The 14,832-nt window shown below is 67.6% G+C and carries 15 protein-coding genes and 2 tRNA genes; 10 read left to right on the top strand and 7 right to left on the bottom strand.

Going from position 1 to position 14,832, the window contains the following annotated elements:
* Positions 1-67: 67 nt before the first annotated feature.
* The 3 genes from AB0M65_RS24065 to AB0M65_RS24055 all read right to left on the bottom strand — a co-directional run bounded on the left by AB0M65_RS24065 (position 68) and on the right by AB0M65_RS24055 (position 3,438).
* Positions 68-727: a L,D-transpeptidase gene (locus AB0M65_RS24065; RefSeq protein ID WP_364031455.1), complete on the bottom strand. Its 660-nt coding sequence runs from the start codon at positions 725-727 to the stop codon at positions 68-70.
* Between the two features lie 117 nt (positions 728-844).
* Positions 845-1,729, bottom strand: coding sequence for a serine/threonine-protein kinase (locus AB0M65_RS24060; protein ID WP_364031464.1), 885 nt, complete (start codon positions 1,727-1,729; stop codon positions 845-847).
* A gap of 50 nt (positions 1,730-1,779) precedes the next feature.
* Positions 1,780-3,438 (bottom strand): N-6 DNA methylase, encoded by a 1,659-nt coding sequence (locus AB0M65_RS24055; protein ID WP_364031452.1) that lies wholly within the window; start codon positions 3,436-3,438, stop codon positions 1,780-1,782.
* A 77-nt stretch (positions 3,439-3,515) separates the two neighbouring features.
* Here AB0M65_RS24055 and AB0M65_RS24050 point away from each other — a divergent pair, with 77 nt between their 5' ends.
* The 6 genes from AB0M65_RS24050 to AB0M65_RS24025 all read left to right on the top strand — a co-directional run bounded on the left by AB0M65_RS24050 (position 3,516) and on the right by AB0M65_RS24025 (position 8,188).
* Positions 3,516-4,262, top strand: a complete 747-nt coding sequence (locus AB0M65_RS24050; protein WP_364031449.1) for a protein phosphatase 2C domain-containing protein — start codon at positions 3,516-3,518, stop codon at positions 4,260-4,262.
* Between the two features lie 73 nt (positions 4,263-4,335).
* Positions 4,336-4,420: transfer RNA gene (locus tag AB0M65_RS24045), tRNA-Ser, on the top strand.
* Positions 4,421-4,560: 140 nt separating this feature from the next.
* Positions 4,561-4,821 (top strand): hypothetical protein, encoded by a 261-nt coding sequence (locus AB0M65_RS24040; RefSeq protein ID WP_364031446.1) that lies wholly within the window; start codon positions 4,561-4,563, stop codon positions 4,819-4,821.
* Positions 4,822-4,824: 3 nt separating this feature from the next.
* Positions 4,825-5,070, top strand: a complete 246-nt coding sequence (locus AB0M65_RS24035) for a hypothetical protein (protein WP_364031443.1) — start codon at positions 4,825-4,827, stop codon at positions 5,068-5,070.
* A 12-nt stretch (positions 5,071-5,082) separates the two neighbouring features.
* Entirely contained in the window at positions 5,083-7,824 is a 2,742-nt protein-coding gene (locus AB0M65_RS24030; RefSeq protein WP_364031440.1) for an FtsK/SpoIIIE domain-containing protein, read from the top strand.
* Positions 7,817-8,188 carry a hypothetical protein gene (locus AB0M65_RS24025; protein ID WP_364031437.1) on the top strand — a complete coding sequence of 124 codons (372 nt, stop codon included), beginning with the start codon at positions 7,817-7,819 and terminating at the stop codon, positions 8,186-8,188. Before AB0M65_RS24030 ends, AB0M65_RS24025 begins: the two co-directional genes overlap by 8 nt.
* A 209-nt stretch (positions 8,189-8,397) precedes the next feature.
* Here the strand turns inward: AB0M65_RS24025 and AB0M65_RS24020 are convergent, their stop codons facing one another.
* Positions 8,398-10,881 (bottom strand): endonuclease/exonuclease/phosphatase family protein, encoded by a 2,484-nt coding sequence (locus AB0M65_RS24020; protein ID WP_364031434.1) that lies wholly within the window; start codon positions 10,879-10,881, stop codon positions 8,398-8,400.
* Between the two features lie 195 nt (positions 10,882-11,076).
* Here AB0M65_RS24020 and AB0M65_RS24015 point away from each other — a divergent pair, with 195 nt between their 5' ends.
* Both AB0M65_RS24015 and AB0M65_RS24010 read left to right on the top strand, forming a co-directional pair.
* Positions 11,077-12,414, top strand: coding sequence for a BNR-4 repeat-containing protein (locus AB0M65_RS24015; protein ID WP_364031431.1), 1,338 nt, complete (start codon positions 11,077-11,079; stop codon positions 12,412-12,414).
* Between the two features lie 122 nt (positions 12,415-12,536).
* Positions 12,537-12,701, top strand: coding sequence for a hypothetical protein (locus tag AB0M65_RS24010; protein ID WP_364031428.1), 165 nt, complete (start codon positions 12,537-12,539; stop codon positions 12,699-12,701).
* Positions 12,702-12,810: 109 nt separating this feature from the next.
* Here AB0M65_RS24010 and AB0M65_RS24005 read toward each other — a convergent pair whose 3' ends face one another.
* The gene (locus tag AB0M65_RS24005) at positions 12,811-13,257 is read right to left on the bottom strand and encodes a limonene-1,2-epoxide hydrolase family protein (protein ID WP_364031425.1); all 447 of its coding nucleotides are present in this window, start codon (positions 13,255-13,257) and stop codon (positions 12,811-12,813) included.
* Between the two features lie 93 nt (positions 13,258-13,350).
* On the opposite strand from AB0M65_RS24005, the gene AB0M65_RS24000 reads away from it, so the two are divergent.
* Both AB0M65_RS24000 and AB0M65_RS23995 read left to right on the top strand, forming a co-directional pair.
* Entirely contained in the window at positions 13,351-13,905 is a 555-nt protein-coding gene (locus tag AB0M65_RS24000; RefSeq protein ID WP_364031422.1) for a DUF305 domain-containing protein, read from the top strand.
* Between the two features lie 42 nt (positions 13,906-13,947).
* Positions 13,948-14,035 (top strand) — tRNA-Ser (locus AB0M65_RS23995).
* Between the two features lie 48 nt (positions 14,036-14,083).
* Here the strand turns inward: AB0M65_RS23995 and AB0M65_RS23990 are convergent.
* Positions 14,084-14,290, bottom strand: coding sequence for a CsbD family protein (locus AB0M65_RS23990; protein ID WP_364031419.1), 207 nt, complete (start codon positions 14,288-14,290; stop codon positions 14,084-14,086).
* A gap of 85 nt (positions 14,291-14,375) precedes the next feature.
* Entirely contained in the window at positions 14,376-14,828 is a 453-nt protein-coding gene (locus AB0M65_RS23985; protein ID WP_364031461.1) for a nucleoside deaminase, read from the bottom strand.
* Between the last annotated feature and the right edge of the window lie 4 nt (positions 14,829-14,832).

Here is a 14,832-nt window from a genome sequence, read left to right as displayed (position 1 = left end):
GTACTCGACGCTCTTCCGATCACGAATTTCGTCCTATGGGGACCCCTCATGACACTCTGGGAAGGTGTCAGGCCACGACCTGCACCACGTCGCCGCTCTGCAGTGTCGTGAAGTACTTCTGCGAAGCCGCCGCCGACAGGTGGATGCAGCCGTGCGAGTACACCGAAAGGCTGCCGGTGTGGAAGGCGATACCCGGCAGGAAGAACACCGAGTTCGGCATCGGCGCGTCGAATTCCTTCGAGTGGTAGTTCTTGACCTTGGCCGAAACGTGGAAGACACCGGTCGGCGTCACGTGGCCCTTCTTACCGGGCAGCTGCTTGACGGGACCGTAGATGACCTTGCCGTCCTGCAGCAGCCACGTCTTCAGCGAGGAGAGGTCGACGCACGCGCTCACGCCCGGCGAGGCCAGCGCGGCCTTGCACGGCACGTCGGCGGCGTTCGCGGCAGGCTTGGGTGCCGGTTTCGGAGTGGGCTTGGGTGTCGGCTTGGGCTTCGGCGACGACGATGTCGGCTTGGCGCTGCTGCTGCTCGGCGTAGGTGTAGGTGTCGGCGTCGGCGACTCCGAGGAAGTGCTCGGCGCCGAAGACGTCGTCGGGATGGTCCCGGCCGCCGGGTCACCCTGTGCGACGGCGCCGCCCCCGGGCGCACTGCCGCCGGCACCGCCGGAACACGCCGTCAACACCAGCGCCGTGGCCAGTGCGGTCACCCCCACCAGGAACTTCTTCACGACCCTTACCCCCGATTGTCCGTAGTCCGTCCGACATGGATAAAGACGGAACTCACCCGTCCGGGGTTGTTGACCGAAAGGTCACGATCCCATCTCAGGGCCACTGACCTGCGGAAATCAGCTTACCCGGCCGACGACCCTCGCGTACATCCTGCCCGGATTGGCGCCTTCGTCCAGATACCCGGGCAGCGGCGGCAGGTCCCGCGCGAACACGTCCAACCGCTCGAAGAGTTCGTTCGCGTCCGCGGGACGCCGTTCCGGATCCTTCTCCAGCAAATCCATGAGCAGGATGTTCAGTCCACCAGGGACACCGTCCACTGGGGCCGGATTCTCCTTGACCTGCTTCTCGAACACCGCGTATGCCGTCGGCCCGGTGAACAACTGCCTGCCGGTCAGCATTTCGTGCAGGACGCAACCGAGCGCGTACAGATCGCTGCGCGGCCCCGCGATCCCGCGCTGGATCTGCTCCGGCGCCATGTACGCGGGGGTGCCGAGGATCTGCCCGGCACGGGTGAACTGCGCGACGTCGGTCTCACGCAGCATCGCGAGCCCGAAATCGAGCACCTTCACACTGCCGTCGGGGCACAGCATCAGGTTGGTCGGCTTGAGATCGCGGTGACAGATGGAAAGCGCGTGGGCGGCGGAGAGGACAGCGCACGCCTGCGCCGCGATCGCGGCCGCCAACGGCACCGGCAGCGGTCCGTGTTCGGCGGCGAGATCGGCGACGGTCACGCCCTCGATGAACTGCATGACCTGGTACAACCGCTCGTCATAGGTGCCGAAGTCGTACAACGTCGGCGCGCCCGCGTGTTCGAGGGTGGCGAGGATCCGCGCCTCGCGGATGAACCGCTGTTCGAGTTCGGCGTCCGGACCGCCGGGGAGCCCGAGGAACTTCACCGCCACACGGCGGCCGAGATGCCGGTCGTGGCCCGCGTAGACCGCACCCATCCCACCCCGCCCGAGCGGCAGCTCGGCGAGTTCGTAACGGTCCGCGATCAGCATCTCGTCCCCCACCGCCACCCTCACTGGAGAAGCTCCGCTTCCCGCAGCTCTCAGATCTCCGGGATCAACTGTCCTTCAGTAAGCCCCGCCAACCCTAGCCGCACCAGCTCCAGGCCCGATTCCGCCGCCTCGCGCAAGGCGTCTTCGAACGCCGCGAGCCGGGTGAACGCCTCCCCGCGGGCACGCTGCGTCTCGATTGAATACCGAGGGATCCGGGTGCGCTTGAGGTCGATCCTGGTCGACGACGTCGGCGCGATCTGCCCGGCCGCACGCAGGCAACCGGCGAGGAACGCGGCGTCCATCCGTTCGGGATCGACGCGGTACTTCGACATCGGCGGCTCGACGGCGACGGTCTCTCCACTGTGGACATACGCCGGAACCGACGGTGACGCGACGACGTCACCTTCCGCGACCTCGTCCGGCACGGTGAGCACACCGGACTTCAGCAACTCGCCGATCGTGGTGAACGCGGGTTTCTCGTCGGACACCGCCAGCGACGGCACCTTCAGATCGATGCCCTCGAACTGTTCGCGTACTTCGAGGAAGGCCTCACCGGCATGTTCGTCCCGCGATTGATGCCTTGCCGGGGAAAGGTCGATCTCCTCGTCGAGCAGGTCGATGATCCGGACCGCACCCGGCACCTCGACACCCCGCAGATGTTCCGCCCACTGTTCCTCCACAGTGGACGGATCGGCCAGCAGGAGCAGCCGGGACGGCGGCCGCTCGCCGGGCTCCGGCCGCCGCAGCAACCAGAGGTCCGAACCGCCGACCGTCACGATCGCGCGCAAAGCACCGGCCCGCAACAGGTTCCCGCGGATCCGGCGGCCGGTCCGCCGTCCGGCGGCGGCGAGCGGCATGAGGATCGCGACCAGCCCGCCGGGTTTGACGTGTGCGAGGCAGTGCTGCACCCAGGCGAGTTCCGGTTCACCACGCGGCGGCTGGCCGTACTCCCAGCGTGGGTCGCCGACGAGTTCGTCGTGCCCCCATTCCCGTTCGTTGAACGGCGGATCGCAGACGACGACGTCCGCGAGCAGTCCTTCGAAGGAGTCCATCGGCAACGCGTCCGCGCCGTACATCTCCATCTCCGCACCCGAGAGCAGCAGCCGGTGCGCGGCAATGCACGAGCCGGCCGGATCGGAGGTCTGGCCGAGCAAGCGGGTTCCGCCGACGGCGAGCAGCAGTGTCCCGAGCCCGCAGGCGGGGTCGAGCACGACGCCCGGATCGGGCCCGATGAGCCGGGCCATCAACGCGGCCACCGGTTCCGGCGTGACGGACAGCTGACGGGAGTGTGCCTCGACGTAGCGCTCACACAGGAACTCGAACGCCTCGCGCGGCCCACGCTCGTCGGCGAACCGGTCCAGCAGCCCGATCAGCTCGGGATCGTCGTAGCGATCGGAGAAGCCCCGGTCCTCGGATCCACGCCGCAACAGGAACCCGCCCATACGGCCGACCCGCAGGCCCAGCGACAGGTCTTCGCCGAGGTTCCGCAGCCGCTGCCAGATGCGGTCACCCAGCGAGACCTCGAACGGCTTCCCGCGCTCACGCAGCCAGCTCTCGACTTCGGGCAGCGAAAAGAGGGGGCTCGACGCGGTGCCGCCGACGGGCGCCGGGAAATCCCCGTAACGTCGACGCCAGTTGCTCACGGCGGCGCGGCCGACGGCGGCGATACGCGCGATGTCCGCCGCGCTGACGGTGGCTGGCTCCTCCATCACCGCATCGTAACCGACAGCTGACTATTCCAGCCCTCTGTTTGTGAACTCAGTACACAGCTGCTTTACTGGGTCCCATGACGTACACCCTTCGGTACGCCGCCGGCTCGGACGTCGGGCGACGCCGTCAGGTCAACCAGGACTCGGTCTACACCAGCGCCAGGCTGCTGGCGGTCGCCGACGGCATCGGCGGCCAGCCGCACGGCGAAGTGGCGAGCGCCGAAGCGGTCGGCGTCCTGTCCCGGCTCGACGCGGACCTCCGCGGCTTCGACCTCGCGGACGTCGACCTGATCGAGATCCTTTCCGGCGGTGTCCGCTCGATCGACGAACGACTGATCGCGACGGCCGAACGCGAACCGGAGACACGCGGCATGGGCACCACCCTGACGGCGCTCCTGTTCGACGGCTCGCAGTTCGCCGCCGCGCATATCGGCGACTCTCGCGGATACCTCCTGCGCGACGGCACGCTTCAGCGCTTCACGCGCGATCACACCCTCGCGCAAGCCCTCGCGGACGACGGGCGCATCGACGAGTCAGAGGTCGAAGGGCACCCTCGCGGCTCCCTGCTCATGAAGGCACTCCTGAGCACCGGCAGCGGCGAAGCGGACATCTGGGCCTTCGACGCGGCCCCTGGGGACCGTCTTCTGCTGTGCTCGGATGGGTTAACGGCAACGGTTGTCGAAACCGTTATCAAAGACGTCCTCGGCGCCTTCCAAGATCCCGCCGAGACCGTCCCGAGGCTGATCCACCTGGCCAACGAGGGCGGCGGACCGGACAACATCACCTGCGTCGTCGCCGACGTCCTCGCGCCCGCACGGCACTGAGGCCTTCAGTCGGAGAAACCCAGGTCAGACCCGCCTTCGAAGGGACGGAAGGGCATCCGGTAAAGTTCCCCACGGAGGATTGGCCGAGCGGCCTAAGGCGCACGCTTGGAAAGCGTGTTGGGTTCACGCCCTCGCAGGTTCGAATCCTGTATCCTCCGCCGTCAGCAAGGCCCCGGACGTTCCGACGTCCGGGGCCTTGTTGATTACTTAGCCGGACCTTCACTTAACAGAGTCAGTTGATCACGCTAAGTTTAATGGTGGTCGTTCCAGCCCCCGACGTCCCAAGGAGTCCGCCAAAATGGCCGGAGTCGAAGAGATCCGCGCTGGTATCGCGCTCGCGAACGAGAAGGCATCCGCGAGCATTCACGCACTTCAGCAGGCAGCGCAGTCTCTCGAAGAAGCCCAGCTTTCGCTTTCCCAGGCCACCCAGGGCAGCAACCAGCACGAGGTGAGCCAGGCACACGGGCTTCTCGCCGAGGCCCTGCAGGGCATCACCGGCATGCAAAGCACCATCCAGGCGGGCATTTCGTCAGCCGAGTCGTACTCGACCCGTCTGTAGACCGTGTACCTCGAGGAACTGCACCAGCTGCTCACGGCCGTCCAAACCGGCCTCGCCGACGGACGCGCGCACACCGAGCAGGCCAGAAGCCTGCTCGAAGAGGCCCGGCGCGCCATCGTGGATCCACAGGCTCAAGCCGTCCCTTGGGTGCCGCCGCAGCTGGCGCAGGCCGATGAGGGGATAGAGAACCTCCTGACGCGCCTTTCAGCCGCTGACGACCTGGTCAGTGGTTACCAATCCCGCCTCTAGATTGGCGCCGGTATGGGCAGCAAAGCCAGTGAACAACGCAATCGCGTCGTCACGGCCCTGGAACGGGTCCGGCACCAGATCGGGCTCGTCCTCGGCGCCGCGGCAGGCGCTCGCCAGGCCGCCGAGGCGGAGCTGGCCAAACTGGAACTGGAACAGCACATAGTCCGGGTGGGGATGAACAACTCCACCGCCGACCAGCACGCCGAATGGTCGCGGCATCCCGCGGCCGGCGAGGTGTTCGGCCGGCTCGGCAGCGTGCGGGGCCAGTTCTACGCGGACTGGGAAGCGGGGCCGAACGCGCTGCGCGACCTCGTCGCGAACAACGCGCCGGGTCCGGCGGGCCGGCAGCCGGGCAACTGGCTCGGCCGGGTCGGCGGCAATCCCGGCATCACCGCGCCGGGGCTGTGGCGCGTCGGCTCGGCGACCGTGCCGGGCAAGGACGTCGCGCGCACGTTCGACGTCGCCGTGCCCCTGCTCGACGAATCGCATCTGTCCATCACGTCGGCGCCGAAGACCCGCGCCGCGGTGGACGCCCTCGTGCAGAACCTGCTGATGCGGGTGCTGAGCACGTTCGAGCCGGGCGCGGTACGCGTCCACCTGTGGGACGTCGGGCAGCTGACCGCGATCCTGCCCGACCTCTACCCGCTGAGCCGCACGAGCGCGCTCACGCTGTACGACCCCGGCAGGCTGGAGGACCTCCTCGACGAGCTGGCCGGCCATATCCGCCGCATCCACGCGACCGGGATGCAGGCGGGCCACACGTCCTTGCGGGAGATCCGGCAGGCGAGCGGCCAGCGCGTCGAACCGTTCCGCGTCGCGGTGCTCTACGGCAACGGGGAAACACTCGAACCGGAACGCGCGCGCGAGCTGAAACGCGTCGCCACCGGGGCGCTGGCCGCCGGGATCTGCCTGATCATGATCGACGTGCCGACCACGCTTTCGACGTCGGTGGAGACGCTGAGCCTGCTCGACGACCGCCACGCCATCAGCAGCATGACCGGCACGGATCTGGTCGTCGATCTCGATCCGCCCATGCCGTCCGGGCAGGTCATCCGGGCAGCCGGGCGGATCGCCGAGGCACTGATCGCCAAACAGGGCGGCCCCCGCTCGTTCGCCGACCTCCTGCCGACGGAGGTCGGCAAGGAGAGCTCGGCACGCGAACTGCGGGCACCGGTCGGATTCTTCGAGGGCGAGCCGGTGGAGGTCGTCATCGGCGACGCCAGCCCGCATGTGCTCATCGGCGGGCCGAGTGGTTCGGGTAAGACGAACTTCCTGTACTCGCTGCTGGGAAGTCTCGCGGCGCGGTACTCGCCGGACGAGCTCGCGCTGTACCTGCTGGACTTCAAGGAAGGCGTGTCGTTCGCCGGGCTCGCGCCAGGGCGGCGGGACGCCAGCTGGCTGCCGCACGCCAAGCTGATCGGCGTCAACGTCAACACCGACCGCGAGTTCGGCCTGGCACTGTTGCGGTTCCTCGCCGACGAACTGCGGCGCCGCTCGGCGGCGGCGAAACAGCACGAGGTCACCAATCTCGCGGATCTGCGTGAGCAGGACCCCGGCGGACACTGGCCCCGGATCGTGGCGGTGATCGACGAATTCCAGTACCTGTTCGCCGGCCGTGACGGCGTGACGGCGGCGGCGACCCAGCTGCTGGAGGACATCGCGCGGCGAGGCCGTTCGCAGGGCATCCACCTGGTGCTGGCGAGCCAGGACGTCGCCGGGATCGAGGCGTTCTGGGGTAAACCGGCGGTATTCGAGCAGTGCACCCTGCGGATCGCGATGCCGAAGGCGCGGCGTGTGCTGTCCGAGACCAACAACGCGGCGGTGTCGGCGCCGAAGTGGCACGCGGTGATCAACCACGATTCCGGTGTCGCGCATGGGAACCAGCTCGCCCACGTACCGGACGCGAGCAGCAAGGACGTCTTCGTCAAGCTTCAGCACCGGTTGTGGGAGCGATACTCGGAGGCGTTCAAGCGGCCGCGGCTGTTCGACGGGGCACATTCGCCGGTACTGGAACGATTCCCGGCGTTTAACGATTTGAAGCCGACGAAGAAACCGCGGGCACTGCTGGGTCAGTCCATCGACGTCGACGAGGCCGCCTGCGGTGTCGACCTGCCGAAATCGCCGGGGCGGAACATCGCCGTACTGGGCGCCGCGACGGCGGAGGCACTGTCCATCATGGACTCGGCCGCCCGGTCGCTGGCGAAGCAGCATGCGCTTGGTTCGGTGGAATTCGTGCTCTCGTGCCCCATCGAAGCGTCCTTCCCGGCGGTGTCCGAGTTGGCCACGCGCTTGGAAGCGGAGGGCCACAAGGCGTCACTGGTGGACGACCTGCCCGGCCGGGTAATCGATATCGCGGCGAACCTGTCCTCTTTGGACAGCCCGAAGGTGTTGCTGCTGTACGGCGTCGACGCTTCGATTCCTTCACTGGAAGCCAAGGCGCCGGGACAGCTGAAGAGTGGTCTGGATCAACTGCGGGTACTGCTGAAGCAAGGTCCGACACACGGTGTCCACACCATCGGCTGGTGGCGCAGCGTCGCGCGGCTGAAGGACACACTCGGTTTCGCGGGCACCGACGACATCGGGACCTGGGCCGCACTGGACGTCCAAGGCAACGAACTGTCACCGTTCGCCGCCGGGCAGGTCGTGCACTGGTCGCCGCGGCCGGGTCGCGCGTTGTTCTTCGACCGCACCACCCACGGCGCCCCAGAGGTGATCATCCCGTTCCAGCGTCCGGAAGGGCTTCTCGATGGATGACGGCATCACCGCGGCCATGCGGTACAAGGAGATCGTCGGCCTCGCACGTGCCTCGGCGGAAAACCTCCGCGACTGGGAGATCGGCCGCGCGGACGAACTGGAGGCACGCCTCGCCGAGGCACACCAGGCCGTCGCGGACGCCGCCGAGCGCGAACAACGCGCCGTCGACCGGGCTTCGCGATGGTGGAAGATGGCTCAGCACAACGTCGAAGCCCTCACCTGGCTGCCGGACGACGAAGAGCCGCAACCCGTGCCGACCGCACGCGCCGGGTACCTGGAGCGGTACCTGGAAGAGGTCAAGCCGAGCTACCAGGAACTCGTACAGGCCGTCCTTTCCCTGGGATGGCGCGCGAAACGCCCCTGACCACGCAAGTTACGCCCCCAAGCACGCGAGTCACGCCTTTAAGCACGCGAGTTCCGCCTTCAAGCACGCGAGTCACGCCTCCAAGCACGCATGATCCGTCCCCAAGCACGTGTGCTCAACGGAGGGCACTCGTGCCTGAAGGCGGAACTCACGTGCCTGAAGGCGGAACACGCGTGCTTGAAGGCGGAACACGCGTGATCCGGCGGCGGTCACGGCTTCGGCAGGTACGGGCCGAGGATCTTCTCCAGGTAGTCCGCCAGGTCGTAGATCGCGTCCTGGACGGCGTTGCCCGCGCTCGGCCGGAACCGCAGCACCTGCGGGTCGTGGTCACTCGCCTGCCGCGCGAACTCCGCGTTCAGGTGCACGACGTCGTAGTCGGTCCCGCGCGGCGCCCGTGACGCCAGAATGTGGTCCAGCACCTGCGACTGACCTTCGAAAACGTAGCTGTAGCGCTCGTTTTCCGGCAGCGACGCGATGAGGTCCTTCAGCGCGCCACCGGCGGTCAGTGTCTTCACCGCCGGCGAGAACGGGTAGTCGTTCAGGTCGCCTGCCACCACGATGTTCGCGTTCTTGTCCGACGCGAGCACCTTGTCGATGAAGCCGCGGAGCACGGTCGCCTGTTTGGCCCGCTGCACTTCGGAGCTCCGGACCGGCGGCTGGTTTCGGCCGTGGGTCGGCTGGTCACCGCCCTTGGAGTTGAAGTGGTTCGCGATGACGAACACGGTGCGGCCCTGGAAGACGAACTCGCCGACGAGCGGCTTGCGGCTGGCCTCCCACGCTTCGTTCGCGGGATCGACCCGGCCGGGCGAGACGGTCAGCCGAGTCTTGCCACGTTCCTTGACCACGTCGACCGGGGTGGTCGCGGTGCCACCCGGACGATCCACAAAGGACACACGGGCCGGGTTGAACAGGAAGCCGACGCGGATGTTGCCACCCGGCTGCCCGCCGTCCTTGCCGTTCTCCGGGTCGATCTGACGCCATTCGTAGCGCGGGCCACCGGCGGTGACAATCGCGTCGACGAACTTCCGCAGCGTCTGGTCCGCGACGACGGTGCCGTCGTTCGTGGGCCCGTTGTTGTCCTGGATCTCTTCCAGGTTCAGGATGTCCGGCTTCGCCAGGTTGGTGGCAATGGCCTTGGCCAGCTCGCCGAACTTCTCCGCACTGTCCAAAGCGGACAGATTCTCGACGTTGTAGGTCGCCACCGACAGTTCACCACTGCGCTGCTCACGGGTGCTCTCGCGCCGCAGCCCGTTGTCCTTGGTCGCACCCAGCTTCGTCGCGAACAGCGTGTAGCCGCCGAAATTGCTGTACTCGACCGGACCGGAGGTCTCGCTGGTGAGCACGTCGCCGGTGTTGACCTTCGGGAACGGCACCTCGGCGAACGGGATCAGTGAGGCGACCTTGAGGACGCCGGTGTTGAGCCGGTCGTAGTCCAGGTACACCGCGCCGCCACGCACGCTCGGGTTCTGCTTCGGCTTGGTGGTCACGTAAAGCTCGTTGAACGACGACGTCGGACCGACGACGCGCGCGTCGGAGACGCTGACGATCTCGCTTTCGTGCGTCTCCCAGAAGTCCAGCGAGTACTTCGCGGGCTCCAGCGGAAGCGGCTCGATGCTGCCACCCGGCGCGGGAGCGACGGTGTCCGGGACCGAGTCCGGCGTGACGACCGTCGCCGCGGGCAGGGGATCGCCGCTGGAGCCGACCGTCCACTGTGCACTCGTCAGCTCGGTGAGCGACTGGTACGGCGAGGTCGCGGGTGAGTCCGGGTAGAACTCGCGGACGGTGCCGGAGGCGGTCACCGCATCACCGACGGCCACGGCGGGCGTGGCCGAACCGGTGAAGACGAACAGCCCCTCGCTCGTGCGCGGGTCGGCGTCGGGTGCGGTGTCGGTGATCCAGAACCCGCGTGCCGAACCGAAGGAGCGGATCGCGGTGACGACACCGGTGACCCCGGCGACCTTCTGGTCCTTCAACGGCGAGATCCGTGTGGTGCCCTGGATGTCGTGGATCTTGGCGGCCACCGGCGGCGGCCCGGTGTCACCCGGCGTCTCACCCTTGCCGTTGGTCGGGGTTGGCGCGCCGGAGGTGAAGTCGGCGGCGTTGTCGTCGGTGTCCGCCAGCGTCGCGGACCTGGCGACGGACGCGGTGTTGGACGGCGCGGCCGCGGCGGAGCCCTCGCGTATGGTGGCGCCGCCGAAGCCTGCCAGGTCCTTGATCCGCGCGTCGGCCGCGCAGTCGGCGGCGGTCTTGCAGGTGAGCGCCGTCGTGCCCTGGACAAGGGCGATGGTGCCGGCGGTCGCGGACAGCGGGATCACGCCGGTGGCGTCCGGCGTCGGCAGGGCGACGGTGCCACCCGCACCCTTCGCCTGCGCGATGAGGTATCGCGCGCCCGGCGCGACACTGCCGGTCAGCGGCGTGACCTGCCAGCTGTTCCCCGACGAGGGGGCGTACTGCACGCTGAAGCCGTCGAGGCTCACGGCGGCCGCACCGCGGTTGGCGAGTTCGACGAAGTCGTTCGTCAGCGTGGCGCCCGCATTGCCGCCACCGCCGTAGATCTCGGCGATCACGGCGTCGGCGCTGGGCGCGGCGAGCGCGGCCGGAGCGGCTGTGCTGGCAGCACCGCTCACGACCAGGCCGGAGGTGACGGCCACGGTCAGGGCGCGCCTCCTGGCAGCACGTCGGGATGTGGTCACGCTGAGTCCCCTCTTCGCAAGATCGGTCGAGGAATACTCCCCCGAACAAGTGAAATGAGGAAGACGACAAGACAACGATTCGTGACCGCTAGACCGGTTGGAGTCATGCTTTCGTCGATTTCAGGGCTGGTTTTGCCGTGTCCTTACGTGAGAGGATCAAGATCCGCCGCCTGCTACGCACCAGGAGGCGTTTTCATGCGCGGACTTCTTTACGCGCTCATCCCTCTTCTCGCAGCCGGTCTCGTGACCCCGGCGTCCGCGGCGGTGACCAAACCACCGGAGAAAGCCACGTTCGAGGTGATGACCCCGGCGAGCACGGTCGCGTCCCGTACCGACCGGCGGCCGAACGCGGGCGGGGTCTACGACCCGGTCGCACGCAAGACCTTCATCTCGTGGTCAGGCAAGGCCGCCGACAGCTACGTCCAGGCCTACGACCACCGAGCAGGCACCTGGACCCCGCCGAAGAAGATCGCCGACGGCGAGTCCGATCCGCACAACTACCCGACGATGCTGCTCGCCGGCGACGGTCACCTGCTGATCTTCCGCGGTATGCACAACACACGCACGGTGATCAGCCGCGCGCCGCTGGCCCATTCACTGGACGGGACGTGGACCGCCACCGAGGTCGCCGCAGGTGACTCGGCGAGCTACCCGATGCCGGTCAAGACCGTCGACGGCACGCTGTTCCTGTTCTACCGCGAGACGACCAACGAGCTCGATCCGGCGGCGAACAGCGACTTCCGCCCGATGAAGTACCTCGTCTCCCGCGACAACGGGAAGACGTGGAAGAACTCGGTACAGCTGACCGGGAAGCCTTGGGCGTTCGGTTCGCTGGGGCGGGCCGACCACATGGACGAGATCTACGTCGGGCAGCTGCGGTATCTGCCCGCGTCCGGGCGGATCCAGTTCGTCTACACGCTGGCGGGTGGCGGGCCGACGCAGCACAAGCACGACGTCTATCACCGGAACGTCTACTACCTGTCCTTCGACGTCCGGACCCTGCGCTTCTTCTCCGCGGCGGGCCGCGACCTCGGCACGCAGGTCGACGACGCCGAGCAGGAGCGCTACCTCAAGGTCGCCGAGACGCCGCTCGAACTCCCCGGCGGACTGAAATCGCCGGATTACATCCTGCAGGTCGGCACGCAGCGCGACGGAAAACCGTTCGTCACCTGGTTCCAGTTCGACGCGGCCGGCTCCCCGCGCGATTTCGCGGGCGCGTGGAACGGCCGGAACTGGGAGATCCGCGAAGTCGCGAACGGACTCCGATTGCGTGAGATCGAACCGCTCAATGGCGGCACTTGGCGCGTTTACGGCACCCGCGACGGACAACCGAACATCGAAACGTTCTTGCTCGAAAACGGACGCTTGTGGAAGCCGGAAACCGTGATCACCACACCAAAGCCGGTCCAGCGCGTCGAGGTCATCAGCGGATTCCGGGATCCCGCGCGCATTCTCGCGACCGGCGCGTCCAGTGCGCGTGACGTCTCCGTGGCCGACGGTGACATTTATGTAGTGGGAACGCCGCGCAAATAGCCCATTGGTGTTCCACTGCCTTAAATGAACCTCAAGTCCGGGTACAACCGCGCATTTCCGGAGTTACCTTTGCGACGTGAGCGAGGCCACAACCTCCCTCACGTCGCCGGAGGAGGTGTCCGATGGGCTGGCTCATCGCAGGTACGGCACTCGTTCTGCTGCTGGGCATCGCCTTGGCCACCGATCTACGCGACCGGAAACGCGGCGGACGTCCAGTGGCCCACTTCGGCGGGGCGCGGCTCGACGCCGTCCTGCGGGAGGCCGACCTCGGCGATCGGTCGTTCTGACGCTCACCGGGGAGGGTGAGCGGGGGAGGTCGTGAGTGATTTGGGTCGTTCTAACGACCCAAATCACTCACGAGACCCGGCCCGCTGCCTCACCGCGGGCGGCGCAGGCTCAGCGCTCCAGTTCCTGCTTCGCCCGGTACTTGCCGACGAGCGCCTTCGCCCCGGCGACGGCCGCCTTGCCCGCGCCCTTCGCGCTCGCGGCCAGGAACGTCGTCCAGTCGAAGTAGTCGCGCCACAGCACGATGCGGCCGTCACGTACCTCGAACGTGCCGCACACCCAGAACTCCGCCTCCCACGAACCGCGGCGCAGGACGTCGGTGCGTTCGGTGAGCACGATCGGCCCGTCGGCGGCGATGTGGTGTGTGCGTGCCTCGAATCCGCTGCCGTAGCGGGCCAGGGTGCGCAATTGCTTCTCCACCGCCGCGAGGCCGCGGGCCGGGGGAAGCGGGACGTTCTGGTAGACGATGTCGATCGCCACGAAACTCAGCGCCCGGTCGATGTCGAGCTCTTCGAGGGCCTGAAGGAAACCGGTCACCACGGTCTTCGGATCCGTCATGTCCACCGAGGCTAATCCGTTTTTGAACCGGCGGAAGGTCACAGCCGTATCACAAGGCGGAGGGACCCGTTCCCCATGACTACGGAGGTATCGATGCGACGGCGACTGCCGATGGCACTGTTCGGGCTGGTCGTCTGGGTACTCGCGGGCTGTTCGACGGCCACGGGTGCGGCACCGGCGGCGCCGGGCACCCCGGGTGCCAACCAGGCCGACATCACATTCTCCCAGCAGATGGTCCCGCATCACCAGCAGTCGATCCAGGTCGCGAACCTGGCTTCGGAACGATCCGCGTCCGAATACGTGAAGGCGACCGCGGCCAAGATCGTCGAGGCCGAGTCGGCCGAGGTACAGACGATGACCGGCTGGCTTCAGTCCTGGAACGCCGCCGTGCTCCCCGCGGCGGGTCACGCCGGGCATGCGATGCCCGGGATGATCACGGCCGGGCAGGTCGCTTCGTTGCAGAACCTGACCGGCGCCGAGTTCGACAAGACGTGGCTTCCGCTGATGGCCGAACACCTGCGCAACGGCGTCGCGATGGCCAAGACCGTGCTGTCTTCCGGCGAGCACGCCGAGACGAAGGCGCTGGCACAGGAGATCGTCGAGAACCAGATGGCGGCGATCGACGAGATCACCACGCAGACTTCTTGACCCCCTGAAGGTCCGTGAAGGCCCTCCGGTATTGTTCTCGGCGGTGGCGTGTCCGAGCGGCCGAAGGAGCACGACTCGAAATCGTGTGACGGCTAATAACCGTCCGTGGGTTCAAATCCCACCGCCACCGCAACGAAGAGCCGGTCTCCACAAGGAGACCGGCTCTTCTGCTTGTCGCCTACTTGTTGTACTTGTCCTTGAGGCCCTGCACGGCACCCTCGGCGCGATCCCGCAGATCGTGCCCGGCTTCCTTGGCTTCGCCCTTGGTCTGGTCGGCCCGGCCCGAGTTCGCCAGATCTTCGTTGCCGGACTTCTCGCCGAGCTTCTCCTTGGCGGTGCCGATGGCCTGCTCGGCCTTGTCCTTCGCCTTGTCGAAAACGCTCATGGCGGACGTTCCTCCTTAGCCTGGCGGCCACCGTGTGTGGCCACCCTTCCTGGGAATACCCGGTGACCGCGGCGTGACACATCTGTCACCCGGTGCGGTTACCCCGTCGCCCGTGGAAGAAGTCTTCGAGCAGGGCCGCGCACTCGGTCTCCAGTACTCCGCCGACGACCTCCGCGCGGTGGCTGAGCCGCCGGTCGCGGACGACGTCCCACAGCGACCCCACGGCACCCGTCTTCGGCTCCCAGGCGCCGAACACGAGCTTCGCGACCCGGGCCATCACCAGCGCGCCGGCGCACATCGTGCACGGCTCCAGCGTGACCGCGAGCGTGCACCCTTCGAGCCGCCAGCCGTCGCCGTAGATCTTGGACGCGGCACGCAGCGCGAGGATCTCCGCGTGCGCTGTCGGGTCTCCGAGCTCTTCGCGAGCATTGCGCGCGGAGGCCAGCGGAGTCCCGTCCGGTGACAGGACGACGGCGCCGATCGGGACGTCGTCACCCGCACCCCGCGCCGCTTCGATCGCCGCACGGACGGCGGCGATGTCG

This window comes from Amycolatopsis sp. NPDC051071 (assembly GCF_040682875.1).
In the GTDB taxonomy this organism is placed as follows: domain Bacteria; phylum Actinomycetota; class Actinomycetes; order Mycobacteriales; family Pseudonocardiaceae; genus Amycolatopsis.
This window is presented reverse-complemented; position numbering and strand designations above follow the sequence as displayed.